This window comes from Arthrobacter sp. TmtSoilC48, assembly GCF_059739425.1.
Window position 1 is genome coordinate 2363012 of the sequence record NZ_AP046049.1, and the last position, 25476, is coordinate 2388487.

Annotated in this window: 26 protein-coding genes and 1 tRNA gene; 20 read left to right on the forward strand and 7 right to left on the reverse strand. The window is 61.4% G+C overall.

Annotation, left to right across the window (positions count from 1 at the left end):
• The first annotated feature begins 107 nt into the window (after positions 1–107).
• The 12 genes from rimM to AC6I97_RS11150 all read left to right on the forward strand — a co-directional run bounded on the left by rimM (position 108) and on the right by AC6I97_RS11150 (position 9787).
• Positions 108–659 (forward strand): ribosome maturation factor RimM, encoded by a 552-nt coding sequence (gene rimM, locus AC6I97_RS11095; RefSeq protein ID WP_224090781.1) that lies wholly within the window; start codon positions 108–110, stop codon positions 657–659.
• Positions 660–1457 (forward strand): tRNA (guanosine(37)-N1)-methyltransferase TrmD, encoded by a 798-nt coding sequence (gene trmD, locus AC6I97_RS11100; RefSeq protein WP_224090779.1) that lies wholly within the window; start codon positions 660–662, stop codon positions 1455–1457.
• Between the two features lie 265 nt (positions 1458–1722).
• Positions 1723–2076, forward strand: coding sequence for a 50S ribosomal protein L19 (rplS, locus tag AC6I97_RS11105; RefSeq protein WP_014922079.1), 354 nt, complete (start codon positions 1723–1725; stop codon positions 2074–2076).
• An 80-nt stretch (positions 2077–2156) separates the two neighbouring features.
• Positions 2157–2831, forward strand: coding sequence for a signal peptidase I (lepB, locus tag AC6I97_RS11110; protein ID WP_224090770.1), 675 nt, complete (start codon positions 2157–2159; stop codon positions 2829–2831).
• A complete protein-coding gene (gene lepB / locus AC6I97_RS11115; RefSeq protein WP_497944898.1) occupies positions 2832–3665 on the forward strand; it encodes a signal peptidase I in 834 nt (277 codons plus the stop codon).
• 5 nt (positions 3666–3670) lie between these two features.
• Positions 3671–4381: a ribonuclease HII gene (rnhB, locus tag AC6I97_RS11120; protein WP_497944899.1), complete on the forward strand. Its 711-nt coding sequence runs from the start codon at positions 3671–3673 to the stop codon at positions 4379–4381.
• 68 nt (positions 4382–4449) lie between these two features.
• Complete coding sequence (locus AC6I97_RS11125; protein WP_216923842.1) at positions 4450–4794, forward strand: DUF2469 domain-containing protein; 345 nt, start codon at positions 4450–4452, stop codon at positions 4792–4794.
• A 113-nt stretch (positions 4795–4907) separates the two neighbouring features.
• Entirely contained in the window at positions 4908–5273 is a 366-nt protein-coding gene (locus AC6I97_RS11130; RefSeq protein WP_224090765.1) for a YraN family protein, read from the forward strand.
• On the forward strand, positions 5273–6814 hold the full coding sequence (locus AC6I97_RS11135) for a YifB family Mg chelatase-like AAA ATPase (protein ID WP_224164576.1): 1542 nt from the start codon (positions 5273–5275) through the stop codon (positions 6812–6814). The genes AC6I97_RS11130 and AC6I97_RS11135 overlap by 1 nt, the downstream gene beginning before the upstream one ends.
• Complete coding sequence (gene dprA / locus AC6I97_RS11140; protein ID WP_396133572.1) at positions 6811–8058, forward strand: DNA-processing protein DprA; 1248 nt, start codon at positions 6811–6813, stop codon at positions 8056–8058. Before AC6I97_RS11135 ends, dprA begins: the two co-directional genes overlap by 4 nt.
• 65 nt (positions 8059–8123) lie before the next feature.
• Complete coding sequence (locus AC6I97_RS11145; protein ID WP_497944900.1) at positions 8124–9050, forward strand: tyrosine recombinase XerC; 927 nt, start codon at positions 8124–8126, stop codon at positions 9048–9050.
• 233 nt (positions 9051–9283) lie between these two features.
• Positions 9284–9787 carry a DUF3145 domain-containing protein gene (locus AC6I97_RS11150; protein ID WP_309931327.1) on the forward strand — a complete coding sequence of 168 codons (504 nt, stop codon included), beginning with the start codon at positions 9284–9286 and terminating at the stop codon, positions 9785–9787.
• A 106-nt stretch (positions 9788–9893) separates the two neighbouring features.
• Here the strand turns inward: AC6I97_RS11150 and AC6I97_RS11155 are convergent, their stop codons facing one another.
• The 6 genes from AC6I97_RS11155 to aceE form a co-directional block, all read right to left on the reverse strand.
• Positions 9894–11129: a beta-ketoacyl-[acyl-carrier-protein] synthase family protein gene (locus AC6I97_RS11155; RefSeq protein WP_224164572.1), complete on the reverse strand. Its 1236-nt coding sequence runs from the start codon at positions 11127–11129 to the stop codon at positions 9894–9896.
• Positions 11130–11262: 133 nt separating this feature from the next.
• Positions 11263–11508 carry an acyl carrier protein gene (locus AC6I97_RS11160; protein ID WP_011692310.1) on the reverse strand — a complete coding sequence of 82 codons (246 nt, stop codon included), beginning with the start codon at positions 11506–11508 and terminating at the stop codon, positions 11263–11265.
• 114 nt (positions 11509–11622) lie between these two features.
• The gene (locus tag AC6I97_RS11165) at positions 11623–12684 is read right to left on the reverse strand and encodes a beta-ketoacyl-ACP synthase III (RefSeq protein ID WP_497944901.1); all 1062 of its coding nucleotides are present in this window, start codon (positions 12682–12684) and stop codon (positions 11623–11625) included.
• A complete protein-coding gene (locus AC6I97_RS11170; RefSeq protein ID WP_497944902.1) occupies positions 12681–13610 on the reverse strand; it encodes an ACP S-malonyltransferase in 930 nt (309 codons plus the stop codon). The genes AC6I97_RS11165 and AC6I97_RS11170 overlap by 4 nt, the downstream gene beginning before the upstream one ends.
• An 88-nt stretch (positions 13611–13698) precedes the next feature.
• Positions 13699–14943, reverse strand: a complete 1245-nt coding sequence (locus AC6I97_RS11175) for a PucR family transcriptional regulator (protein ID WP_224090756.1) — start codon at positions 14941–14943, stop codon at positions 13699–13701.
• Between the two features lie 205 nt (positions 14944–15148).
• Positions 15149–17965 carry a pyruvate dehydrogenase (acetyl-transferring), homodimeric type gene (gene aceE / locus AC6I97_RS11180; protein ID WP_497947049.1) on the reverse strand — a complete coding sequence of 939 codons (2817 nt, stop codon included), beginning with the start codon at positions 17963–17965 and terminating at the stop codon, positions 15149–15151.
• 381 nt (positions 17966–18346) lie between these two features.
• Between aceE and AC6I97_RS11185 the strand changes: the two genes are divergently transcribed.
• From AC6I97_RS11185 to AC6I97_RS11215, 7 genes are all read left to right on the forward strand, one after another.
• Positions 18347–18766: a DUF3052 domain-containing protein gene (locus AC6I97_RS11185; RefSeq protein ID WP_216925434.1), complete on the forward strand. Its 420-nt coding sequence runs from the start codon at positions 18347–18349 to the stop codon at positions 18764–18766.
• Positions 18763–19266 (forward strand): peroxiredoxin, encoded by a 504-nt coding sequence (locus tag AC6I97_RS11190; RefSeq protein ID WP_224090755.1) that lies wholly within the window; start codon positions 18763–18765, stop codon positions 19264–19266. The genes AC6I97_RS11185 and AC6I97_RS11190 overlap by 4 nt, the downstream gene beginning before the upstream one ends.
• Before the next feature lie 23 nt (positions 19267–19289).
• Positions 19290–20219 carry an NAD-dependent protein deacetylase gene (locus tag AC6I97_RS11195; protein ID WP_396133550.1) on the forward strand — a complete coding sequence of 310 codons (930 nt, stop codon included), beginning with the start codon at positions 19290–19292 and terminating at the stop codon, positions 20217–20219.
• 55 nt (positions 20220–20274) lie between these two features.
• A tRNA-Val gene (locus AC6I97_RS11200) sits at positions 20275–20350 on the forward strand.
• A 104-nt stretch (positions 20351–20454) separates the two neighbouring features.
• Entirely contained in the window at positions 20455–20745 is a 291-nt protein-coding gene (locus AC6I97_RS11205) for a hypothetical protein (protein WP_224090754.1), read from the forward strand.
• A 248-nt stretch (positions 20746–20993) separates the two neighbouring features.
• The gene (locus AC6I97_RS11210) at positions 20994–21788 is read left to right on the forward strand and encodes an IclR family transcriptional regulator (protein WP_224164567.1); all 795 of its coding nucleotides are present in this window, start codon (positions 20994–20996) and stop codon (positions 21786–21788) included.
• A 158-nt stretch (positions 21789–21946) separates the two neighbouring features.
• Positions 21947–23305: an MFS transporter gene (locus tag AC6I97_RS11215; protein ID WP_224090751.1), complete on the forward strand. Its 1359-nt coding sequence runs from the start codon at positions 21947–21949 to the stop codon at positions 23303–23305.
• Positions 23306–23388: 83 nt separating this feature from the next.
• Here AC6I97_RS11215 and AC6I97_RS11220 read toward each other — a convergent pair whose 3' ends face one another.
• The gene (locus AC6I97_RS11220; protein ID WP_497944903.1) at positions 23389–24456 is read right to left on the reverse strand and encodes a D-2-hydroxyacid dehydrogenase; all 1068 of its coding nucleotides are present in this window, start codon (positions 24454–24456) and stop codon (positions 23389–23391) included.
• Between the two features lie 70 nt (positions 24457–24526).
• Between AC6I97_RS11220 and AC6I97_RS11225 the strand changes: the two genes are divergently transcribed.
• On the forward strand, positions 24527–25426 hold the full coding sequence (locus AC6I97_RS11225; protein WP_497944904.1) for an NAD(P)-dependent oxidoreductase: 900 nt from the start codon (positions 24527–24529) through the stop codon (positions 25424–25426).
• Positions 25427–25476: the final 50 nt, after the last annotated feature.

Sequence of the window (25476 nt, forward strand, 5' to 3'; positions counted from 1 at the left end):
ATCCGGCCCCTTCACCGAATATGGTGGAGGGGCCGGATTGCTTTATCGATCATTTCACTTCCGCTGCTGCCCGGCAGCGCGGGCACAACGAGAATTCAGAGGAACCCATGCAGCTCCAGGTGGCCCGGATCGGCAAACCCCATGGCATACGCGGCGAGGTGACGGTGCAAGTGCTCACCGACGCCCCCTCCGAGCGCTTCGTCGCTGGAACCGAATTCGTCGTCGAGCCGGCCTCTGCGGGCCCGCTGACCATCCGAAGCGCCAGATGGAACAAAGACATCCTCCTGCTGGGCTTCGAAGAGATTGCAGATCGCAACGCCGCCGAGGCCATCCGTGGTGCGAAGCTTTTCATCGAAACCGAAGAACTCGATGACGAAGACGACGAAGGCTGGTATGAGCACGAACTCGTAGGGTTGGAGGCGCGGGTTGGCTCACAGGTTGTGGGCAAAGTTGCCGCTCTGACCACACTGCCGGTCCAGGACCTGTTGACCATTAAGACGGAGGAAGGGAAGGAAATCCTGGTTCCCTTCGTCGATGAGATCGTGCCTGAGGTCAACATCGAGGACGGCTTCATTCTCATCACACCGCCTGCTGGTCTCTTCGAAATCAACGATGACACGGCCGGGGAGTCCAGGGACGGCGCCGGGGATGATGCCTGAATGAGGATCGATGTCGTCAGCATCTTCCCGGAGTACCTTGCCCCGCTTGAACTTTCGCTGATAGGCAAGGCACGCCAGGATGGGCTCCTGGAACTTAACGTCCACGACCTCCGGACGTTCACCACTGACAAGCACCGGACCGTGGACGACACTCCTTACGGGGGCGGCGCCGGCATGGTGATGAAGCCCGAGCCGTGGGCGCAGGCGCTCGAGTCGGTCGCCGCGGTTCGTGAGGGCACCAAGCCTGTGCTGATCGTGCCTTCGCCGGCAGGGGAAAGGTTCACCCAGGCCCTTGCCTATGAGCTCGCCGAAGAGGAACAGCTGGTCTTTGCCTGCGGGCGGTACGAGGGAATTGACGAGCGCGTCATCGACTGGGCCCACGAGCACTTCACAGTGCGGCCTGTCAGCCTTGGCGACTACGTACTCAATGGCGGCGAAGTTGCTGTCCTGGCCATGGTGGAAGCCATCGGTCGTTTGCTTCCAGGCGTGGTGGGCAATCCCGAATCGCTCGTTGAGGAATCCCACTCGGACGGCCTGCTGGAGTATCCGGTGTATACCAAGCCGTCCTCATGGCGGGACCACGAAGTGCCTCCGGTCCTGCTCAGCGGCAATCACGGAAAAATCGCGCAGTGGCGGCGTCACGAACAGTTCCGTCGCACTGCCGAGCGCCGTCCGGACCTCCTTGACCACTTCGACGCCGGTCAGTTGAGTCGTGCGGACCGCAACGCACTCGCGGACCTGGGTTACGACGTCGTGGATGGTCGCCTGCGCCGCCGCACGGAAAGCAGTGCGACATAGCGGACCCGCTGCCTGCCCCCGGGCATTGCGAGTCAGCATAGTTGGCCCGATGCCGGGGCATGTGGCAGAATTAACCCTTGTGTCTGCTGGGCCAGCACCTGCCACAGGGGGAGCGAAGCCAACAGCCGGACAACCCGGTGCCGCCAATCAGTGGCGGAATCGGACACTAAGAAACTTCGGCGGAGATTTCCGGTGGCTTTGTGCCGCGGGCTTGTCCGCCGTAACCCAAAGTGGATGACCTGTGGCGTTCACCAGGAGTGGATTAATGCATATCCTCGATAGCGTAGATGCAGCCTCGCTGCGTAACGATGTTCCCGAGTTCCGCGCGGGTGACACCCTCAAGGTTCACGTCAACATCATCGAAGGCAAGAACTCCCGTGTCCAGGTATTCCAGGGCTTCGTCCTGGGCCGCCAGGGTGACGGCGTTCGTGAAACCTTCACCGTGCGCAAGGTTTCCTTCGGCGTCGGCGTAGAGCGTACCTTCCCGGTACACTCCCCGATCATCGACAAGATCGAGGTCGTCACCAAGGGTGACGTCCGTCGTGCCAAGCTTTACTACATGCGCGCACTGCGCGGTAAGGCTGCGAAGATCAAGGAAAAGCGCGACTTCGCGAAGTAAGTCCACGACTTACGCAACGGGTCCAGGATCCGTGCCCGGTTTGTTCCGGAGCAATCCGCAACGCAACAGGGATACGAGTCATGGACACATCAGAACGCCAGCCCCGGAAACAGGGCTGGCGTTTTGTTTTGCTGGCATTGGTCCTTGCCGTCGCAATCAGTGGCCTGGTCCGCTCTTTGTGGATCGACGTCTACTACATTCCTTCCGAGTCCATGGAGCCGTTGCTGGGCACGGGGGACAGGATCCTGGTTTCGCGGACGGCGTTCACCGCCGGGCCCATCCAGCGTGGAGACGTGGTTGTCTTTGATGGGCGTGGGTCGTTCGCCCCGCTCAGCAGCGGTAAGGGTCCCCTTGTTGATGCGGCTGCTGCAGCAAGCCAGTGGTTCGGGCTCACGGGAAGCGACACCACATATGTGAAGCGGGTTATTGGGGTTCCGGGTGACCACGTTCAGTGCTGCTCCCCCGACGGCCGCCTCACAGTGAACGGTCAGGTACTTGAGGAACCCTATGTTTATCCCGGAGACGAACCCAGCAAACAGAAGTTCGACGTCGTAGTCCCCGAGGGCCGGCTCTGGCTGATGGGCGACCACCGATCCCGCTCTGCTGATTCCCGCGGACTGCTGGGAGCGCCCGGTGGGGGAATGGTCCCGCTTGACCGGGTGATCGGCAGACCGGTCCAGATTATCTGGCCCCTTGATAGATTTGCAGAGGTGCCTCGCTCCGCGCAGGCCGAACCATCAAAGAACGGACAATAAATGCCGGACAAAGTTCCCGAGAATCCCGAGCGGCACGACGACGACGCGCGGCTCTCGGACGGAACGGCTGGCGTGGCCGGAGTGGCTGAGCCCAGCCCGGTCGCTGACGCTGCTGACGATACCGGCAACGAATCCGAAGAGGGCGAAAAGCCTCACAGGAACCCTGTCCTTGGATGGCTGAAGGAAATCGTCACGGTCGTGGCCATTGCCGTAGTGCTCTCCTTCCTTATCAAGACCTTCCTTTTCCGTGCGTTCTACATTCCTTCTGAATCCATGGAAAGCACCTTGGACGTGAATGACCGCATCTTCATCAATCTGCTGGTGCCGGAGCCCTTCGCCTTGGAACGGGGCGACGTCGTGGTTTTCAAGGATTCGCAAGGTTGGCTGCCCGCAGTTCTGAAGAAACCGGCGGGACCCCTTGATTGGGTAGGCGACACTTTGGAATTCGTCGGGTTGGCAGCCGACGACAATGAGCAGCACCTGGTCAAGCGCGTGATTGGGCTTCCGGGCGATCATGTTTCCTGCTGTGACGCGCAGGGTCGGGTCAGCATCAATGGCAAGCCAGTGGACGAAACATACATCAATCCCGCGGAAGTGCCCCAGCCCAACCCGTTTGACATCGTCGTTCCAGAGGGCAAAGTCTGGGTGATGGGAGACAACCGCAACCACTCGGCCGATTCCCGGGCGCACCAGGAAGTCAATGGTGGTTTCATTAATATCGAGGACGTTGAAGGCAAGGCCACGGTCATCGCCTGGCCCGTCAACCGGTGGACGGTGCTGGACAATTACCCGGATGTCTTCAAGAACGTTCCCGCGGCCACGTCAGGAAAGTAACGGCCATGGGAAGCACCCGGCTGAAAACCAAGACACCGACCGACGTTCCAACCCTGGACGTCGAGCGTTCCTTCCTGTCTCCCCGGGTTCGACTGCTGGCAGGTGTGGACGAGGTTGGCAGGGGAGCCCTGGCTGGCCCCGTGAGTGTGGGAATCGCAGTGGTCAATCTTCAGGACCACGCCCTTCTGGCCGATGTCAGGGACAGCAAATTGCTCAAGCCCGAGGATCGCGACAGGTTGGAGCCTTTGGTCCGTGACTGGGCTGTAGCGTCCGCAGTTGGACATGCGTCCGCCCGCGAAATCGATGAGGTGGGTATCATAGCTGCCCTGCGCCTGGCGGGAACGCGGGCGTGGTGTGAGATTCTGGCCCGTGGCATCACGCCCGACGTCGTGTTGTTGGACGGCAGCCACAACTGGCTTTCTCCGGAAGTTCAAGCTTCACTGTTCGACACCGCACCCACAGGACCCTGGTGTGAAGCTCCGGTCCACACGAAGGTAAAGGCAGACATGAGCTGTCTCAGCGTGGCTGCTGCCAGTGTTTTGGCAAAAGTAGCTCGCGATCGGATCATGGTTGATCTCCACTCTGAAGTACCGGCGTACGGCTGGAACGAAAACAAGGGTTACGCCACCGCAGCCCATCGCGAAGTGATCAGGCTGCAGGGTCCCAGTGCCTATCACCGGACAAGCTGGAACCTCACCGGGCCGGACGTTGTCTGACTGCTTGCTTGGCAGCGTGTGTCCTGCTGATGGCGTCCGGTGCGCGGCAGATGGTGCAAGATGGAACTATGAGCGCCGAGGACCTTGAGAACTATGAAACCGACATGGAGCTGCAGCTCTACCGTGAATACCGGGACGTTGTCGGTTTGTTCAGCTACGTTGTCGAAACTGAGCGGCGTTTCTACCTTGCCAACCATGTTGATTTGCAAGCCCGCAGCGCAGACGGCGAAGTCTATTTCGATCTAACCCTGCAGGATGCGTGGGTTTGGGATGTTTATCGTTCAGCCCGCTTCGTGAAAAATGTCCGGGTAATAACGTTCAAGGACGTCAACGTCGAGGAACTTCCACGCAATGAAGACCTTGCGTTGCCCAAGGATGGCGGCCTGGGAGATCTGGGCGATCTCGGGAATTAGCCCCGCTTCCGCATAACTCTTCCTCCACAAGACGGTGATGTGACGGGTTTACCCACATAGCGCCGGGACTGTCTGTCACCGACCGCTGCCAGCGTGAAAGCTGGGTAGCGGAGGTGGTGCTCATGAGGGCAAAAGACATTCTTGGCCGTAACGGCGAGGCTTTGGCCGCAGGATTCCTGGAAGGCCAGGGCATGCGGATCGTCGATCGAAATTGGCGGTGCGCCGACGGTGAAATCGACATCGTGGCGTTGGAGGGCGACACCCTGGTGGTCGCGGAGGTAAAGACCCGCAGCAGCCTGGATTACGGACATCCGTTTGAAGCCGTGGGTCCAGCCAAGCTGGCACGCCTGCACCGGCTCGCGTCATCGTGGTGCCGGGAGCATGAACTGAATGCTCCGCAAAGACGTGTGGACGTGGTGTCGGTCATCCATGACGGCATCGGAGACCCCCAGCTGGAACACCTGAGGGGTGTTGGCTGATGGGGGTCGGACGCAGCTACTGCATTGCCCTCGTTGGCCTCAACGGCTACATCGTCGAGGTAGAAGCCGACATCGGCCAGACGCTTCCCGCTTTCGTGATCCTGGGCCTCCCGGATGCCGCATTAAACGAAGCCAAAGAACGAATACGCTCCGCGGCACAGAACTCGGGAATTCCTCTGAGCCGGAGGAAGATCACCGCCAATCTCATTCCAGCATCCTTGCCCAAACGTGGTTCGGGCTTTGACCTCGCCATCACCATGGCTGTTCTCCGTGCTGCGGAGGACATTCGTTCGATCGATGGAACAGTCTTCATTGCCGAGCTCGGTTTGGACGGCCGGCTTCGGCCGGTGAGGGGCATCCTCCCGGCCGTGATGGCTGCCGTCCAGGCGGGGTATCCGGAGATTGTCGTAGCAGAAGCAAACGTCGCGGAGGCAACTTTGGTGCCGGGGGCTCGCGTCAGGGGATACCGGACTCTTGCCCGGCTGGCGTACGACTTCGGTGCGGACCCCAAGGAACTCGCCCTGGACTACGACCCGCCCGGTGCTGATCCCGGGGATGAAAATGATGACGCGGAGGGCATCGTGCCCGATCTTTCCGACGTTTCGGGGCAATCGGAGGCCCGGCGCGCCCTGGAAGTCGCAGCGGCAGGTAGCCACCATATGCTCCTGACCGGTCCACCGGGTGCCGGTAAGACGATGCTCGCAGAGCGTTTGCCAGGACTCTTGCCGGACCTGGCGGACAAGGCGGCAATGGAGGTTACTGCCATCCACTCCCTGGCGGCGGTCCGCTCATCAACCGGAACATTGCTCCGGAGGCCGCCGTTTGAGAATCCCCACCACAGTGCTACTTCAGCTGCCATCATCGGCGGAGGCTCGGGGCTTCCCCGTCCGGGCGCTGCCTCGAGGGCACACCGTGGGGTCCTCTTCCTGGACGAGGCTCCCGAGTATGAACGACGCGTCCTGGATGCCCTGCGGCAACCCTTGGAGAGCGGCGAGCTGGTCATTCACCGTTCGGCGGGAACGGCAGCTTACCCCGCTCGGTTTCAACTGGTACTGGCAGCCAATCCTTGCCCCTGCGGCAAAGCCTCGGGCAAGGGGATGGACTGTACCTGCACCGCAATAATGCGGCGGCGGTACTTCGGCCGAATATCTGGTCCTCTCCTGGACCGCGTCGACATACAACTCCAAGTGGAACGCGTGTCCCTTGCCGATTTTGGACAAGCAGGTACCGAAGAGCGAACGGACGCCGTTGCAGGACGGGTACTGGCTGCGAGGCTGAGGCAGGCCGAGCGCCTGGGGGCGTTCGGCATTGAGACCAATTCCCAAGTACCGGGACGCACCCTTCGTGGGGAACTGAGGCTGGCACAGGGCACCACCCGCATCCTGGACACGGCCTTGGAGCGAGGCATTCTCACTGCCCGGGGATACGACCGCGTCCTTCGCTTGGCGTGGACGCTGGCAGACCTGGACCATAGCAGGGTTCCCACTGCAGACCACATCGGACAAGCTCTCGGCCTCCGGCAAGCAACGGCGACGACATGAAGGACAACGTGACGAAGGACGAACTGGCAACGGAACGCACAAGCGCAGTCGTGTTGGGGAAACAGGAAAAGGAAAGGCTTGCACGGGCAGCACTGGCGCGTCTGATGGAACCACAGGATTCCGTGGGGCTCGCCTTGGTTCATGCTGTTGGAGCTGTTGACGCGCTGGGTATCGCGACCGGCGAACTCGCTGTCGGCCCACGCCTGGAACAGGAAATTTCCACCTTACTGACCGAAAGCGGAGGCCCGGCTTCCTGGCCGGGGCTCACGGCCAGCAAGCGACGGTGGGCTCCACGTGTTCCGGACCTTGCACCGGACCGTGACCTGGAGACGATGAAGAGGCTCGGTGGCCGCCTGATCGTTCCCGGCGACGAGCTATGGCCAGGGCAATTGTCGGACCTCGGCCTTCAGGAGCCTTTGTGCCTGTGGTGGCGCGGACACGAGCAACCCCTTCCCTCAACCCGGCAGACCATCGCGCTGGTGGGGTCCAGGGACAGCACCAGCTACGGAGCATCTGTGACGGGGGACCTTGCCTACGGCTTGGCCCAACGTGGATACTGCGTAGTTTCCGGTGGAGCCTATGGCATTGACGCCCACGCCCACCGTGGGGCCCTCCGTGGCGGGGTCGCAAACGTACCGACCATTGCAGTCATGGCTGGGGGAGTGGACCGCTTCTATCCTTCCGGGAACGAGGATCTGCTTCGTGCTGTGGCCAACCAAGGAGCGGTGATTTCCGAGGTGCCACCCGGATCTGCCCCTACAAGGTACCGGTTCCTGCAGCGAAACCGCCTCATCGCTGCGCTGGCGGCTGTCACGGTGGTGGTGGAAGCACGATGGCGCTCAGGCGCACTGAACACGGCCCATCACGCCGAGAGCATAGGGCGGGTAGTGGCAACTGTCCCGGGATCCATTCACAGCGCGAATTCGGCTGGGTGCCACAGGCTGCTCCGCGATGGCGGGGCGATCTGTGTGACGGACGTTGGAGAAATCGCTGAATTGGCCGGTCGGAACGGTGAGGTGATCGGCTCCGAGAAGGATTCGCCTGCCGCGCCTCATGATGGCCTGTCCTTGGAAGACCTGATTCTCCTGGACGCCTTACCGCTTCGATCGGCAAGTTCCGTGGAGAAACTCACAATAGTTGCCGGCCTCAGCCCGGACACTGTTCGCGCGGGCTTGGGGCGATTGGGACTGCTGGGACTCGCGTCCTCGGAACGGGGGGCCTGGAAGCGCACCAAGAATGCGTAGGGCGGACAAGTAGCGAAGCATGTTGATACGCAGCGACGGTCCATGTTGCTGGCAAAGTTGGAAGGGTGGACGCAGAATTATTGCCGGCATCGCTCAAGAGCGCAGCGGAGGGATTCGAACGCTACCTACGCGGTGAACGCGCGAGGTCGGCACATACTGTCCGCGCCTATCTGGCAGATGTGCACAGCCTTCTCGGATTCGCGGTCCAGGAGGGAATACGCGATCTCGATGAATTGGAGTTGGGTTCTCTGCGCCGATGGTTGGGCGCACAAAGCGAAGCCGGCATGGCCCGGTCCACCCTCGCCCGCCGGGCTGCCACGGCCAGGTCGTTCACGAAGTGGGCTTTGAGGGAGGAACTCATCGCCACGGATCCAGCCATTCGGCTGCAGGCTCCTAAACGCGTGAAATCGTTGCCTGGAGTCCTGCAGCAGCAGCAAATTCTCAGGGTCGTGGATAGCCTTGACGCTGCCGCGGCGGATGGAGGTCCTCTGGCCATCCGGGATCGAGCGATGGTGGAGTTGCTGTACGCAACCGGCGTGCGGGTTGGGGAGCTTGCCGGGCTGGACATCGATGACATGGATCCGGATAGACGGACCCTCCGCGTCATTGGCAAGGGAAACAAGGAGCGTACCGTTCCTTTCGGAGTTCCAGCTGCCCTTGCCATCGACGACTGGCTTCGCCGGGGACGCCCGGCGCTGGTGACTGCCACGAGCGGGCCGGCTCTGTTCCTGGGCGTGAGAGGAAACCGCGTTGACCCACGCCAAGTCCGTGCGGTTGTAGCCGTCCTGCTGGAGGCACTTGGCGACACGGCTGCAACGGGGCCCCACGCCTTGAGGCATAGTGCCGCGACCCATCTGCTGGATGGTGGGGCGGATCTTCGCGCCGTGCAGGAAATTCTTGGTCACAGTAGCCTCGCCACAACCCAGATATACACCCACGTTTCCGTGGACAGGCTTCGGAAGAGCTACCAGCAGGCACATCCCCGGGCCTGAACATAACGCCCAAAGAGTCGCACTGGCGGAAAAGGGAAGGGTACGGCAAAATGAAAGCACCACCGCCGAACCTTCAATTTAGGGTTGAGGGTTCGTTTCGTGTCACAATCTAAGAGTCTTAGCTAATTGAATAGCCTGCAGGGTCCATAAGAATGACAGGGCCGGGCAGCAACAGAAAGACATCCGCTGCAGAGGTCGTTGGGGAAGACGTACCTACAGCTATGGAGGATGGAATGTCTGTTGCAACAACCCGCGGTGTCCTTTTCGTGCACTCGGCCCCTACGGCGTTGTGCCCGCACGTTGAGTGGGCCATCGGATCGGTCGTGGACAAGCGGACCGATCTTGAGTGGACCCCTCAGCCAGCTGCGCCCGGAATGTTCCGTGCCGAACTGTCCTGGACAGGTGCGCCCGGCACGGGTGCCCAGTTGGCGTCTGCTCTTCGGGGCTGGGCACATCTGCGGTACGAGGTGACTGAAGAACCCAGCCAAGGCGTGGACGGGGCCCGCTGGTCGCACACTCCGGAATTGGGGATCTTCCATGCTGTCACGGATGTGCACGGCAACATCATGGTCAGTGAGGATCGCATCCGCTATGCCTATGAGTCAGGAGCGGGAGATCCGTCGGCCGTTTACCATGAGTTGTCGTTGGCCCTCGGCGAAGCCTGGGACGAGGAACTGGAGCCCTTCCGCCACGCCGCTGAGGGCGCCCCGGTCCGGTGGCTGCACCAGGTCGGGTAGCAGCAACGCCTGACCGCCACAACATTCCCATAGCAACAGAGAAGGGCCCACCTGATGGTGGGCCCTTCTCGTTCATTCACCTCACGGCATCCGGCGGACGCAGCTCCTAGACGTTGCGGACGGCGATGACAGCGTTGTGTCCGCCAAATCCGAACGAGTTGCTCAGCGCGACGATGTCGCCCGAAGGCAGGTCACGGGCGGAGGTTACGACGTCGAGGGGGATCTCGGGATCCTGGTTCTCAAGGTTGATGGTGACAGGTGCCTTGCGCTCATAGACGGCCAGCACAGTGAGGACAGCCTCCACAGCCCCGGAGGCGCCCAGGAGGTGCCCCATCTGGGATTTGGTGGCAGAGACCGCCACGTTGTCCACGTGGGTCCCCAAGGCGGCACGGAGGGCTGTGTACTCGGGCTTGTCGCCAACCGGTGTGGAGGTGGCGTGGGCATTGACGTGGACTACGTCTTCAGCCTGGATCCTGCCGTCAAACATTGCGGCCTTGAGTGCGCGGGTGGCGCCGAGACCTTCGGGGTCAGGAGCTGTGATGTGATAGGCGTCAGCTGTGACCGAGGTTCCGGCAAGCTCAGCATAGATGCGGGCGCCGCGGGCGATCGCGTGCTCTTCAGCTTCAAGTACCAGGGCACCGGCACCCTCACCCATGACAAAGCCGTCACGGTCGACGTCGTACGGACGGGAGGCGCGCTCGGGATCGTCATTGCGGCGTGAGAGTGCCTGCATGGACGAGAAAGCCGCCAAGGGCATGGGGTGAATCGCGGCTTCCGCCCCACCGCACATGACCACATCGGCCTTGCCCGAGCGGATCAGGTCCAAGCCAAGGTGCAGCGCCTCGGTACCGGATGCGCAAGCAGAAACTGGAGTGTGGGCTCCGGCGCGGGCGCCGAGGTCAAGGCTGACGGCAGCGGCTACGCCATTGGGCATAAGCATGGGAACGGTCATTGGCAGGACCCTACGGGGACCCTTGTCCCTGAGCGTGTCCCATGCATCAAGGAGCGTCCATACGCCGCCGATACCCGTGGCAAAGGCCACCGCCAGGCGGTCGTGGTCGATGTCTTCGATGCCAGCGTCAGCCCATGCCTCCCGGGCAGCGATGACACCAAACTGCGTGGATGGGTCCATGCGCTTGGCTTCCACCCGGCTCAGGACTTCCAGGGCCGGCGTCGAGCACCGGGCAGCAAAGTGGACGGGGAGGTCGTACTTGGCCACCCACTCGTCTTCGAGCGTGCGGGCACCTGAGACCCCTTTCAGCGCGTTCTGCCACATTGTGGGGACGTCGCCGCCGATGGGAGTGGTGGCCCCCAGACCGGTTATGACTACTTTGCGTGCCATGCGATCACTCTCTGTCGGATCAGCCATCCCGTCTGCGGTTTTTGCAGGGGACGGCAGGAAAAACTTTGGGCGTTACTGCGGCTGTGCCGGGCACAGGGTCAACCACCCCGGCCCGGCACAGCAGGTACCAGGCTTAGGCCTGGGCGTTTGCGATGAAGCTGACGGCGTCGCCGACGGTCTTGAGGTTCTTGACCTCTTCGTCCGGGATGCGTACGCCGAACTTCTCTTCGGCGTTCACGACGATGGTCATCATGGAGATGGAGTCGATGTCCAGGTCCTCGGTGAAGGACTTGTCCAGCTCGACGGCTTCGGTAGCCAGGCCCGTTTCTTCGTTGACGATTTCAGCCAGGCCGGCCAGGATTTCTTCGTTGCTAGCCATTGTTGGCTCCTTTTCTTGTTGTGCCGGCTATGCCGGAAAGGGGGCAAACCGCGGTTACGGTTTGGGTTTGTAAGTCATATTCAGTTGGCTGGAGGCCGCGGGGCCTGTCCAGGTCTATGGCAGGACGACTACCTGGGCACCGAATACCAATCCAGCGCCGAAGCCGATCTGCAATGCCAATCCACCGCTGAGTCCAGGGTTCTCCTGAAGCAGGCGGTGCGTGGCCAGCGGGATGGAAGCGGCTGACGTATTGCCGGCTTGGGCGATGTCGCGGCCAATGAGGACTGTCTCGGGAAGCTTCAGCTTCTTCACCATCTCATCGATGATGCGCATGTTCGCCTGGTGGGGAACAAACGCGGCGAGGTCGCTGGCTTCGATCCCGGCAGCGTCCAACGCTTGCTGGGCCACCTTGGCCATTTCCCACACGGCCCACCGGAAAACAGTCTGGCCGTCCTGACGCAGCGTAGGCCAAACATCCTGCGTTGCAGAGATGATTGCGAGGTCATCTGTTTCGTCCGAGTGGCGGGCGGATTCACCCAGCTTCTTGACGTCTTCCAAAGAGTGGGTCATTCCGATCGCGTCCCACTTGCTGCCATCCGAGCCCCATACTGAAGGTCCGATGCCGGGAGTGTCGGAGGGGCCCACCACTACTGCGCCGGCACCGTCGCCGAGCAGGAATGAGATGGTGCGTTCGTGGTTGTCGATGACGTCCGAGAGTTTCTCGGCGCCAACCACCAAAACATATTCGGCAGAACCGGAGCGCACCAGCGCGTCTGCCTGGGCAACGCCGTAGCAGTACCCTGCACAGGCGGCGGAGATGTCGAAGGCGGGTGCCGGCGTCGCGCCCAAACGCTCCGTAAGGGCAGCGGCGGCTGACGGTGTTGCGTACGGGTGCGTCACGGTGGAGACGATGACTGCACCCAGCTGGGAAGGTTCGATCCCGGCCTGCTGGATGGCCTCGCGGGCGGCACCTTCGGCCATGTCGATGACGCTGACATCGGCAGCTGCGCGGTGGCGGGTGATGATGCCGGTGCGCTGACGGATCCATTCATCCGAGGAATCGATCCACTGGCAGACGTCGTCGTTGGTGACGATGACATCGGGACGGTATGCGCCGATGCCCAGGATGCGGGCGTTCTCGTTGACCGTAGCTTTCTTGAGTACGGGAGTGCTCACGCCTGTCCCTCCAGTTCAGCGAAAAGTGCCAGCGCCGCAGACAAATCGTCCGGGGTTTTGACAGCAACTGTCTTGACTCCGGGCATTCCACGCTTGGCCAAACCAGCAAGGGTGCCGGCGGGAGCCAGTTCGATCACACCGGTGACTCCGCGGGCGGAGAGGTTATCCATGCACTGGTCCCACCGGACGGGCCGGGACACTTGTGCAATCATGCTGTCGACGGCGGCAGTACCCGCCGTTACTTCCTTGCCGTCGTAGTTGGACAGAAGGGGGACCGTCGGATCCTGCGGGGACAAGGAAGGCTTCAGGGCTTCCAGCGCGCTGACGGCGGGAGCCATGTGCGAGGTGTGGAAGGCGCCGGCAACCTTCAGGGGAATGACGCGTGCCTTGGCCGGCGGGTTGTCAGCCAAAGCCTTGAGCTGCTCGAACGTTCCTGCGGCCACTGTCTGGCCGGCTCCGTTCACATTGGCGGGAGTGGCGCCCGACGCCTCGATGGCGGCGAGGACCTCCGCGGGGTCACCACCGACCACTGCACTCATGCCCGTGGGGGTTACCGCTGCTGCGGCAGCCATACTGTTGGCCCGCTCGCGGACGAAAGTCATGGCTTCCTTCTCAGTGAGGACGCCGGCAAGGGCTGAAGCCGTGATTTCACCGACGGAGTGCCCTGCAAGCACAACGGGAAGTGTGTTGAGTTCGACGTCGAACAAAGACCTGGCTGCCACCAAGCCCGCGGCCACGATCAGGGGTTGGGCCACTGCGGTGTCTTTGATGGTTTCTTCATCGGACGTGGTTCCGTGGGCCTTGAGGTCGATGCCTGCGATCTCGCTCAGGGTGGCCAATTGGCCTTCGACGGAGGGGAGTTCCAGCCAAGGGGCCAAAAATCCAGGGGTCTGGGAGCCCTGTCCAGGGCAGACGATTGCAAGCACGTATCCAGCTTTCCAAATTGCCACGTGATCCACTGGTGTTTTCGTACACCAAGCTCACTGGGTCAGTTTGTAGGAAGTCTACAACGGTTCAGTTCTGTGAACGCGATGCGTGACGCTCGGGGGCGGCTTTGGGCTGGGCCGAAAGCCGGCCCACCACCAGGGCAGTTTGAAGTACGAAAGCTTCCCTTGGGAGGAGCGGATCCCAGCCTGTCACATCGCAGACACGCTTCAAACGGTAGCGCACAGTGTTGGCATGGACGAACAATTCACGCGCTGTGGCCTCCAATGAATGTCCCAGCTCGAGGTAGGTTCCCAAGGTTTCCACCAAGCCGTTCGAGGCTGCCAGCAGCGGGCGGTAAATATTCTTGATGAGGGACCGCCGGGCCGCATCATCCCCGGAAACAACGCGTTCCGGGAGGAGATCGTCCGCTGCGACAGGTCGAGGCGCCGAGGGCCAGGCGCGGGCTGCGGTAAGGCCGGCGAAGGCGGCCTGGGCCGACGTACTGGCCTCCAGCAACGAGCCGGCCTCGGGCCCGTACACGACGGCGCCCGGCGCAAACAGTTCACTGAGCTTCAAGTACGCCGTATCGCGGTCCTGGACCCCGCCGAGGATGAGGATGAGGCGGTCACCCTGGATTCCTACGAGCGCGTCTTCTGCGAAACGGCCGGCAGTCCGGCGTAAATCGCTGACGTAGCTGGCGCTGGGCTCCGATGGCGAGTTGCCCACCATGACGGTGAAGCGCTCCTGCGCCTTCCAACCCAGGGCGGCGATCCTTGACCGCAATGCATCTGTGTTCTCGCCCCGCAGGATTGCGTCCACAATCAGCGCCTCAAGCCGGGTATCCCAGGATCCCCGTGATTCCGCCGCGCGGGCGTAGACATCCGCGGCGGCGAACGCCACTTCCCGGGAGTAGCGGAGCACCGCCTCGCGGAGCGAAGGCTGGTCCGATTCAGGAGCGATCACAGGAACCTGATCCTCGACGACCTCCACTACGATCCGGATCAACTGCAGGGCCTTCTGCAGGCTGATGGAGCGGGTCAGTTCCGTGGGTGCATTGCCGAAGACGTCGGTCAGGATCCATGACGGCGAACTGGGGCGCTCGTACCAGGTCACGAAAGCGGCAATGCCATTTTGGGCCACGAGCCCCAAAGCGGAGCGTTCATCAGAGCTCAGCCGACTGTACCAAGGCAGCGATTTCTCAAGTTGCCGCATGGTGCTGGTGGACAATTGCCCCACATTTGCACGGAGCTGCCGCAGGGTCTCCGCCTTTTCCGGCGACAATGCCTGGGTTGCTGCTTTGCGCTTTGTAGTGATTTTGCTGGGCTCTGCCATGGAACGAGCATACGGTGCATCTCAGGCAAGCTCCATTTGTGCGAAGGCTACAACTTATGTTGTCGCTGGTCACGTCATGTTGAGCGCTGAAAAGCCTTTGTTAAACGCCCGACGGCGGCCCCCACCTTCCGATGGAAGCCGCCGTCGCGGTTACTGCCTGAGTTCGTACAACCTGGACTGGTGCCCTGGTTTTCCGGGTTCCTTCTTAGGCGTCGCCGCCTGCTCCGCCGGTGGTGCCGGCGTTCACATCCAGGAGCCGGTACTTATCGATCGCCTTTTCCAGGGCACCTTCTTCGACTTCGCCCCTCGCCGCCAGCAACTGGAGGGTTTTGGCGACGATGGAGTGGGTGTCGTTTTTGAAGTAGCGGCGGGCGGCTTGGCGGGTGTCGGAGAAGCCGAAGCCGTCTGCTCCGAGGGAGGCGAAGTCGTTGGGGATGAATTGGCGGATTTGGTCGGGGACGGCTTTCATGTAGTCGGACACGGCGATGACGGGTCCGGTGGTGCCGGCGAGTTGTTCGGTGATGAACGGGGTGCGGGCGGGTTGGCCGGGGTTGAGGAAGGCGTGTTCTTCGGCGGCGAGTCCGTCGCGTCGGAGTTCGTTCCAGGACGTCACGGACCAGACTTCGGCGGCGACGCCCCAGTCCTGGGCGAGGATCCGGGCGGCTTCCAGGGCCCAGGGTACGGAGACTCCGGAGGCGAGGATGTTCGCGGTGGGCCGGTTGGTACCTGTGTTGGCGGCGCCATTGGTGTTTTCCGGGGCGGGGGCGAGGCGGTAGATGCCCTTGATCAGGCCGTTGATGTCCAGGTTTTCCGGTTCGGCGGGTTGGGTGATGGGTTCGTTGTAGACGGTGAGGTAGTACATCACGTTTTTGTCGGATGCGGTGCCGGTGCCGTCGTTGTCGGGGCCGTACATTTCTTCGAGGCCGTGGCGGATGATGTGGCCGATTTCGTAGCCGTAGGCGGGGTCGTAGGTTTTCACGGCGGGGTTGGTGGAGGCCAGGAGGGGGGAGTGCCCGTCGGCGTGTTGGAGTCCTTCGCCGGTGAGGGTGGTTCGTCCTGCGGTGGCGCCGATGATGAAGCCGCGGGTCATTTGGTCCGCGGCGGCCCAGAAGGAATCTCCGGTGCGTTGGAAGCCGAACATGGAGTAGAAGACGTAGATCGGGACCAGGGGTTCGCCGTGGGTGGCGTACGCGGTGCCGGCGGCGGTGAATGCTGCGACGGCGCCGGCTTCGTTGATGCCGGGGTGGATCAGTTGCCCGGCGGGGGATTCCTTGTAGGCCAGGACGAGGTCCCGGTCCACGGAGAGGTAGTTCTGGCCCTTGGGGTTGTAGATTTTCGCGGTCGGGAAGAACGCGTCCATGCCGAAGGTGCGTGATTCGTCCGGGACGACGGGCACGAACCGGGCCCCGAAGTTCTTGTCCCGCATGAGGTCTTTCAGGAGCCGGACGAAGGCCATGGTGGTCGCGGCTTGTTGTTTGCCGGAGCCGCGTTTGGCGACCTCGTAGGACTTGGCCTCGGGCAGGGTCACGGGGGTGTGGGTGCGGCGGCGTTCGGGGACGAACCCGCCCAGTTCTGCCCGGCGTTCCATGAGGTATTTGATTTCCGGGGCGTCCATGCCGGGGTGGTAGTACGGGGGCCGGTAGAGGTCCGCGTCGAGCTGGTCATCGCTGATGGGGATGCGCAGGTGGTCACGGAAGGCCTTCAGGTCCTCCATGGTCAGCTTCTTCATCTGGTGGGTGGCGTTGCGGCCCTCGAAGTGCGGGCCCAGGCCGTATCCCTTGACGGTTTTGGCCAGGATCACGGTGGGTTTGCCCTTGAACTCGACCGCTGCCTTGTACGCGGCGTAGACCTTGCGGTAATCGTGCCCGCCGCGTTTGAGGCCCCAGATCTGGTCATCGGTCAGGTCAGCGACCAGGTCCTTGGTCTGCGGGGACTTGCCGAAGAAGTGGTCCCGGACGAACCCGCCGGACTCGGCCTTGTAGGTCTGGTAGTCACCATCGGGGGTTTCGTTCATGATTTTCACCAACGCCCCGTCCTGGTCCGCTTCCAGCAGCGAGTCCCATTCCCGGCCCCAGACGACCTTGATCACGTTCCAGCCCGCACCGCGGAAGAACGCCTCCAACTCCTGCATGATCTTCCCGTTGCCCCGGACGGGCCCGTCCAGGCGCTGGAGGTTGCAGTTGATCACGAAGTTCAGGTTGTCCAGGTTCTCGTTCGCCGCGAGCTGGAGCAGGCCGCGGGATTCGGGCTCGTCCATTTCCCCGTCGCCCAGGAACGCCCAGACCTGCTGGTCGGAGGTGTCCTTGATGCCGCGGTTGTGCAGGTACCGGTTGGACTGGGCCTGGTAGATCGCGTTCATCGGCCCGATGCCCATCGACACGGTCGGGAATTCCCAGAAGTCCGGCATCAGGCGCGGGTGCGGGTACGAGGACAGGGCATGGCCCTCCCGGGACTTTTCCTGGCGGAACCCGTCCAGGTCCTCCTCCGAGAGGCGGCCTTCCATGAACGCCCGGGCGTACATGCCCGGGGACGCGTGTCCCTGGAAGAACACCTGGTCCCCGCCCGAGGGATGGTCCTTGCCGCGGAAGAAATGGTTGAACCCGACCTCGTACAGGGTCGCCGCGCCGGCATAGGTGGAAATATGCCCGCCCACCCCGATATCGGCCCGCTGCGCACGATGGACCATGACCGCGGCGTTCCACCGCATGTACGCACGGTACCGGCGCTCGAACTCCTCGTTCCCCGGGAATTCTGCTTCCTGGTCCACCGGGATCGTGTTCACATAATCAGTGGTCGTCACCATCGGCACACCCACCGACCGGGCACCGGCACGCTGCAACAACGAACGCATAATGTACTGGGCACGCTCCGTGCCCTGCTCCGCGATCAACGCATCAAGGGACTCAATCCACTCCGCGGTCTCTTCCGGATCACGATCAGGCAGCTGGGCAGTCAACCCGCTGAGGATGTGTGAGGTCTCTTCTCCTGCAGCCACGTCCAACCTTCCTTTAGGCGCATGCATCGGCGCCTCAGGTCTGGCAGGGTAACTGCCCGTCATGAACGCGTCGTGTGCGACATCTCGGTTTCAACAGCCCGGTCGGATGCGCCGGGCAGGTCTTGTGAGCGCATGGCTGCCCAGTAGAATTCCTCGGGGCGATCGCCCTGCAGCCAAAGCGCTCATGGCCACTCTAGCTTTGACAGCGCTGGGATGCGTAGCCGTGGGGCCTCAGGGGCGTTGTATGTCACATCCTGGTGCTCTCCGTGACGGATGCCACGTGATTGTCACAGCTTCGAAACACCCCAGGTAGTGCGGAATATGCGTCATCGCAGGGACAATGGCTTGAAGCACACGCCCAAAGGGTGTTGGCTGTTAGTAATGGAAGTCACTTCAAAAGGAGGAAACGTGAGCGAGGCCGACGCCGCCACATCGGTAAATGTGGCGGAAAGATTGGGTTTCAAAGACGGGGATCTGATTCAGGAACGCGGCTACGACGACGACGTCGATTTCGACTTGCGTGACGACATTGAAGATGTCACGGGCTCTGAGCTGTTGGATGAAGATGATCATGACGTCGTAGACGCTGTTATTTGCTGGTGGCGGGACGGCGATGGTGACCTGGTCGATGCTCTGATGGATTCGCTCACCACCTTGAAAGAGGGCGGCGTGGTGTGGGTTCTGACCCCCAAATCCGGCCGCGACAACTACGTCTCTCCCGCGGACATCCAGGACGCAGCGCCCACTTCGGGGCTGCACCTGACCACTTCTGCCGGGGTATCCAAGGACTGGAGCGCCACCCGTTTGGTGCCGAAGAAGAACAAGTGACGGAAGTCCAGCAAGCGCCGGCCCCCGCACTTGTTCCCGGGATCGGAGAGGTGGCGCCGGACTTTGAACTGCTGAATCAATATGGCGAGCCGGTCCGTTTGTCGGATTTCAGGGGTCGCAACGTTGTGGTGGTGTTCTATCCGTTCGCTTTCTCTGGCATCTGCACGGGAGAACTGTGTGAGATTCGCGACAATATCGCTGCTTTCGAAGACTCGAACGCCACGGTCCTTGCGATCTCCGTAGACAGCAAATTTGCTTTGCGCGCATATGCGGAGCAGGAACGCTATGAGTTCGATCTTTTGGCTGATTTCTGGCCACATGGAGCTGTTGCGCAGGCTTACGGTGTCTTTGATACCCGCAGCGGGATGGCCCTTAGGGGAACGTTCATCATTGATGCCGAAGGATTGATCCGGTACGTGGTGGTCAATCCGCGGGGACAGGCCAGGGACCTCGCAGGCTACCGCCAGGCGCTCTCTGAATTGAGAGTGCAGCAGGGGTGAACCACGTGCGGCCCGGTGTTGGTATGACCGGCTTCGCCAGCATGGAACCGGCTACCGCTGCCACCTTGGGGGCCGGGGAAGAGGCGGCGTTGAAGGAGGTCCTGGACATTCTTGGGGGCAGGCGGCTGGCCATGCTCACCGGCGCCGGACTCAGCACCGATTCGGGTATTCCGGACTACCGGGGACCTGGATCAGCGCCACGGAGCCCCATGACGTATCAGGAATTCATCGGCAGTGCTGCCAATCGACGGCGGTATTGGGCCCGGAACCATATCGGCTGGTCCCACTTGCGGCATGCTGATCCAAATGCCGGCCACGCCGCCGTCGCCCTCATGGAACGGCGGGGCCTGCTGACCGGCCTCATCACCCAAAATGTCGACCGGCTCCACGAGGACGCCGGAAGCACCAACGTTGTGGATCTGCATGGGCGGTTCGATCAGGTGATCTGCCTTGAGAACGGACACGTTTTTTCCAGAAAGCTGCTCGCCGCAATTCTTGAGGAGCTGAATCCGGGGTTCGTAGAAGCCGCGCTCGAGGCAGGCGTGGTGGAGATGGCCCCGGACGCTGATGCCACCGTGGAAGATCCCGAGCTCATTAAGTCATTCGTGGTGGCAGTTTGTCCTGTCTGCGGCGGAACGCTGAAGCCTGACTTCGTCTACTTTGGCGAAAATGTTCCCAAAACCCGGGTCGAACGGGCGTATTCCATGGTGGACGCCGGCGAAGCTCTCCTGGTCGCCGGCTCCTCGCTCACCGTGATGAGTGGGTTGAGGTTCGTTCGCCATGCTGCGAAGGCAGGCAAACCTGTGGTCATCATCAACAGGGGATCCACGCGAGGTGACGAATTTGCCGCCCTGAAACTTGAGGTAGGAGTGAGCGGAGCATTGGATTATCTTGCGCGGAATTTGCCCGACATTTCTGCAGCGAGGGACTCGATTGGTGTTTCGCCCGAATGATCATGTAGAGTCATTGTTCGTTGGTTGAAGCGCTAAGGCACTGAAACTGAACTTTGGGTCTTTAGCTCAGCTGGTAGAGCGCCACGTTTACACCGTGGATGTCATCGGTTCGATCCCGGTAGGACCCACCAAACAGCCCCGCCATCCTGGACCGCAACGGTCGGGATGGCGGGGTTTTTCTTTCCCCAAAAGCAGCTCACGAAAAAAGTCAGTGCCCACGCCTACTGTCTGGCTTATGGAACAGGTATACATCCGCAGTGCAGGGGGCGGCGAGGCAACTACGGTAGTCCGGGGCGGCCGGGAGTGGCAGATCGCGGAAGAGCCATTCCGATGGTTCGAGAGGGTGCCGTGGTGGGAGAGCTCCAAGCGAATGCCCCGGGGGCAGGGCCGCGTGGATGTTGAGGTGTTGCAAGTCCAAGTGCGGCTGGGAAGCAACGCGATGTCCAGCCTGGCAACCTGGGAACTGGTGCGGGACGGAAGTGGTGGCGGCTGGTACCTGCGTGGCGAAGAACGCGTGGCTGCCTAGGATCCCACCGGGAAATGGATGAGCTCTCCACCACGACTATTGGGGGATGCCGCGGTGGAGAGCTCGAAAATGAATATACAGCGAACTTTTCCGTTTGGAAAGTAAAGCCTTCGTTAAGGCCTTGTGTGTCGATAAAGCCCCCATTGCTCCCGACAGGACCGCAAGCAATCACACTATGATGGGTAGTGTTCAGCTGATTGAACACCCGGTTGGACGAGATGTCCGGTTTGAGATGACGAAGGAGAATCATGGCCGATTCCCGCATTACCCGCTCCGAAGGACTGGGCGCATCATCGCCAGCTCCTGCGGTGACCCGCGCAGCGGCCGTTCTGGAAGCATTGGCAGAATCGCCCTCGGGCCGCCTCACCCTGAGTGATCTCTCCAGGGAGTTGGGAATCCCTAAATCTTCCACGTCCAATCTGCTGCTGGCACTGGAAGAAGCACGGCTTATTACCAGGCAGGGCGCGGACTTTGGCTTGGGGCGAAAGCTCGTGGAGCTGGGCGCAGCGTACTTGAGCCGTTTGGATGAAGTGCAGGAGTTCTACAAGTACTGTGAACAAGCACCCACCCTGTCTGGAGAAACTGTCCGCATCGCCATGTTGGACGGGGACCACGTCATATACCTGGCGCGCTATGAGGGTCATCCTGCAGTTCGGCTGACCTCGAACATCGGCGACAAGATGCCGGTCTCCCTTTGCAGTGTAGGAAAGGCGCTCCTGGCGCAATTGCATGATCACGACATCGATGCCATGTTCCCGGATGGCATGGAACTTCCGGTCATGACGCCGAACTCGCTGCGCACGGCCGAGGAACTGAAGGCTCAAATCACCACGATCCGCAAGCAGGGTTTTGCCTTCGAGGACGAAGAATCCACGGTAGGCGTGGTGTGCCTTGCCGTTCCCGTGCCCACCCATGGGGCGCATGGTCCCAGCCTGGGGCTTTCTGTTACTGCGCTGAAGGCTACTTATTCAGAGGAGCAGGGTGCGCTCATGGTCAAGGAACTCAAGGAGCTGGCCCGCTCCCTGGGGAATCCGATGGGTTGATGCAATGCCGCACGTCACAATCATCGGATTTTGAATAAATCTTATTTTAATCTTGGCACACAGTTCAACAAGTTGTACGCTGTTCACCATAGTGATCTTGGCGGTGATGCCATCACTATCTCGTCGGGCCAACGGGGGCCTGGTGTGATTTTGAGGGAGTGCTTGTGACAACTCGTACTGATGCAAAGCTCGCAGCTGAGGCTGACGATGCAGTGGTTGAGCCGGAACAGCTTCGCAGGGCGACGCTGGCCAGCTCCGTGGGTTCTGCCCTGGAGTACTACGATTTCTACATTTATGGCCTGGCCTCGGCCTTGATCTTTGGGCCTTTGTTCTTCAAGCCTTTGGGTGAGAGCGGGGCTTTGATCGCATCCTTTGCCACCTATGGCGTGGGATTTGCGGCCAGACCGTTCGGCGGTATTTTCTTCGGATTCATCGGAGACAGGTTTGGCCGCAAAATGGTCCTCTTGCTGACAATCGGCATGATGGGACTCGCAAGCTTTGCCATCGGCCTGCTCCCCACCTTCGAGCAGGCCGGAATGCTCGGTGCTGTACTCCTGGTGACATTGCGAATCATCCAGGGTTTGGGGGCCGGAGCGGAACAGGCCGGAGCCACAACCCTGATATCGGAAGTGGCGCCGCCGAAGCGCCGGGGGTACTTCGCGTCGCTGCCGTTCGTTGGCATTCAGCTCGGCACGCTCCTGGGCGCCGGAACTTTCGCACTGTTGCAGTTGGCGGACAAGGCTGCTTTCGAGTCGTGGCTCTGGAGGGTGCCATTCCTTGCCAGCTTTGTCCTGATCATTGTTGCTGTCTTCATTCGCCTGAGGTTGAAGGAAACTCCGGTATTTCAGGAACTGGAGAAGCACAAGAATGTGGTCAAGAACCCTGTGGGTCAACTTTGGAAGCATTCCAGAAGGAACGTGCTGGTGGGTATAGGCCTCCGTATGGGGGAGAACGGCAATTCTTCCATCTATTCGGCCCTGCTGATCTCCTTCATGTCGGTCAAGGAAGGTGTCTTCCCTGGGGACAAATTCATTGGCCCTGTGGGGCTTCTGATTGCCGCTGGATTCGCAGCCGTCATGGTGGTGACGTTCGGAGCACTGTCTGACCGCTTTGGCCGCGTCCGGGTTTACCGTTATGGTGCGTTGTTCCAGGCGATATTTGCCATCCCGGCCTTCTATCTGGTGACTCTCGGAAACGTGACCCTCGTGTGGGCAGTCATGGTGGTTGGTATAGCGCTGGGTGTCCAGTCCATGCTGGGCCCGCAGTGCCCGCTGCTACCTGAACTGTTTGGTTCCCAGTACCGCTTCACCGGAGTTGCGCTCAGCCGGGAAATTTCTGCAGTGCTGGCAGGCGGCCTTGTGCCCCTGCTCGGCGCCATTCTCCTGGCGGCCACCCATAACTCCTGGGTTGTTCTCGCGGTCTACTCGCTCGTTTTGGCCCTGATTTCGTTCATCACGACATTCTTTACGCCTGAAACAGCAGGACGGGACCTTCTTGCCCTTGAGGACGCGAAGTAGCGGACCGTCACTTGCCAGGCATTGGCGCAAAAAAGGCTCCGACCCCTTGGGGTCGGAGCCTTTCGCGTCAGAGCTTGCCGGGTTTAGTAGAAGTGGACCGGATCCACCAGGTGGGGAAGGTCGCCACCGTCCAGGAATGTACGGAGGTTGCTGCAAAAACGCTCTGCGATAAGGCGGTTTTCGGCAGAGCTCAGTGCAGACGTGTGCGGTGATACCAGCACCTTGGGGTGGTTCCACAGGGGGCTGTCCTGCGGTAGCGGCTCGACGGCAAAGACGTCCAGGCAGGCGTAGGCAACCTGACCACTGTTGAGGGCCTCAAGAAGGGCGTCCTCGTCCACGACTGTGCCGCGGCCGACGTTGACGAACACGCTGCCCGGCTTCATTGCGGAGAAGATGTCAGTGCTGAACAGCTTCTCTGTGTAGGGAGTGCCGGGAAGTGTGTTCACTACGGCGTCGGCGTCGGCAACGAGGCCCGCGAGGCCGTCATTGTTGGTGACTTCGTCGATGCCCTCAATGGCCTCCACGTTGCGTTTGGTGCCGCTGACCTTCATGCCCAGAGCTCGGGCGATACGTGCCGTTTCCATGCCGATCTCGCCAAGCCCTGCAATGACTACCTTGGATCCGTTGGCCAACTTGGTGGGTGTCCGCAACTGGGGCCAAACCTTGGCCGCTTGGTCCTGGGCCATTTCGGCGCTGCGCTTGAAGCCGTTGAGGATGCCAAAGGCGGAGAATTCCGCGAGTGGCAACGCGTGGACTCCGGCTGAAGTAGTGACGCGGAATTTTCGAAGCGTCTCGGTATCCAGCCCGGAAGCCTTGACGGCTCCACCGGCCCCGGCGGCCATGGCGTGAATCCATTGAAGGTGGGGATTGCTTCGGGCAATCCGGGCAAGGCCGGCCGGGCTTTCGTTGGGGAAGCCGTACAGGACCTGGGCCCGGTTGAGCATGGCCCAGTAGCGTTCTTCCTGCTCCGGCGTCCGCTTGAAGTCCGGGTCTCCGCTGTGGTCGGCAGGGTAGCGCTCGGGTGGAAGGAGGTCGGGTTCGTACAGAACGGTTACGGAAGGATCTACTGCGCGGATACGCTCCACATGCTCAGCTTCGAGCGGTACAGCGATCGCGATGGTAAGTTCATCAGTCGTCATAGTGTTCATCATACTGAATGGAGGCTAGGATATTGAACAGATTGCGTTTTGATGCACACAAAGAAGTGAGGTTCTTCACGACATGACCAGCAAACGTGTGGGTTTCGTGGGCTTGGGACTCATGGGAGCTCCCATGGCCGCCAACATCGCCAAGGCAGGATGGGCTGTCACGGCGTGGAACCGGTCCGACACTGTCTTCCAAGGCCTCGCGGGCATCAGCCGCGTAGACACCCTTGCCGAACTCCGTGACGAACCAACAATCATTTTCATGCTTCCCGATTTGCCTTTGATTGAGGCCGCGGCAGAAGGCTTGCTTGATGCATGGCGCACCGAAGCGCCCCAGCCGGGCACCGCCGTCGTCGTGATGAGCAGTGTGTCGCCGACGGCGGTCCAGGAATTCGGCGAAACCGTGCGCGAGGCCAGCGGGGGAAACGCGGTGGTGGTTGACGCGCCTGTCAGCGGCGGCACTACCGGCGCCGGGAACGGAACCCTGGCCATCATGGCAGGGGCGTCCGAAACAGACTTTGAACGGCTTCAGCCACTCTTTGAAACCATGGGGACAACAGTCCGCCGGATGGGTCCACTGGGATCAGGCTCGCTCGCCAAGGCCTGCAACCAGCTGATTGTCGGGACTACGACGGCGGCACTTGCCGAGGCTGCTGAACTTGCCGAGCGCTCCGGAATGGATGTGGCTGCCCTGTATGAGGTCCTCGCGGGAGGCTTGGCGGCAAGCCGCGTGTTGGAGATCGTCGGGCCACGTTTGGCGGCGAAGGACTACACGCCCACGGGACCCGCCAAGTTCATGCACAAGGATTTGGCCTTCGTGGTCCAAAGCGCCGGGAGTGTGGGCTCCCCGGTACCCATGGCCTCTGCGGCAATCCAGCTCTACGGGGAACTCAAGCGCCAAGGACTTGGCGATCAGGACCTCGCCGTTGTTCGCCAAGCAATAGCGAATCTTGCCATGTCTTCGGCTGCCAACTAAATGCCGGCCCCAAACAAGAAACCTGTCCAGACAAGAAGGAATGCAACAGA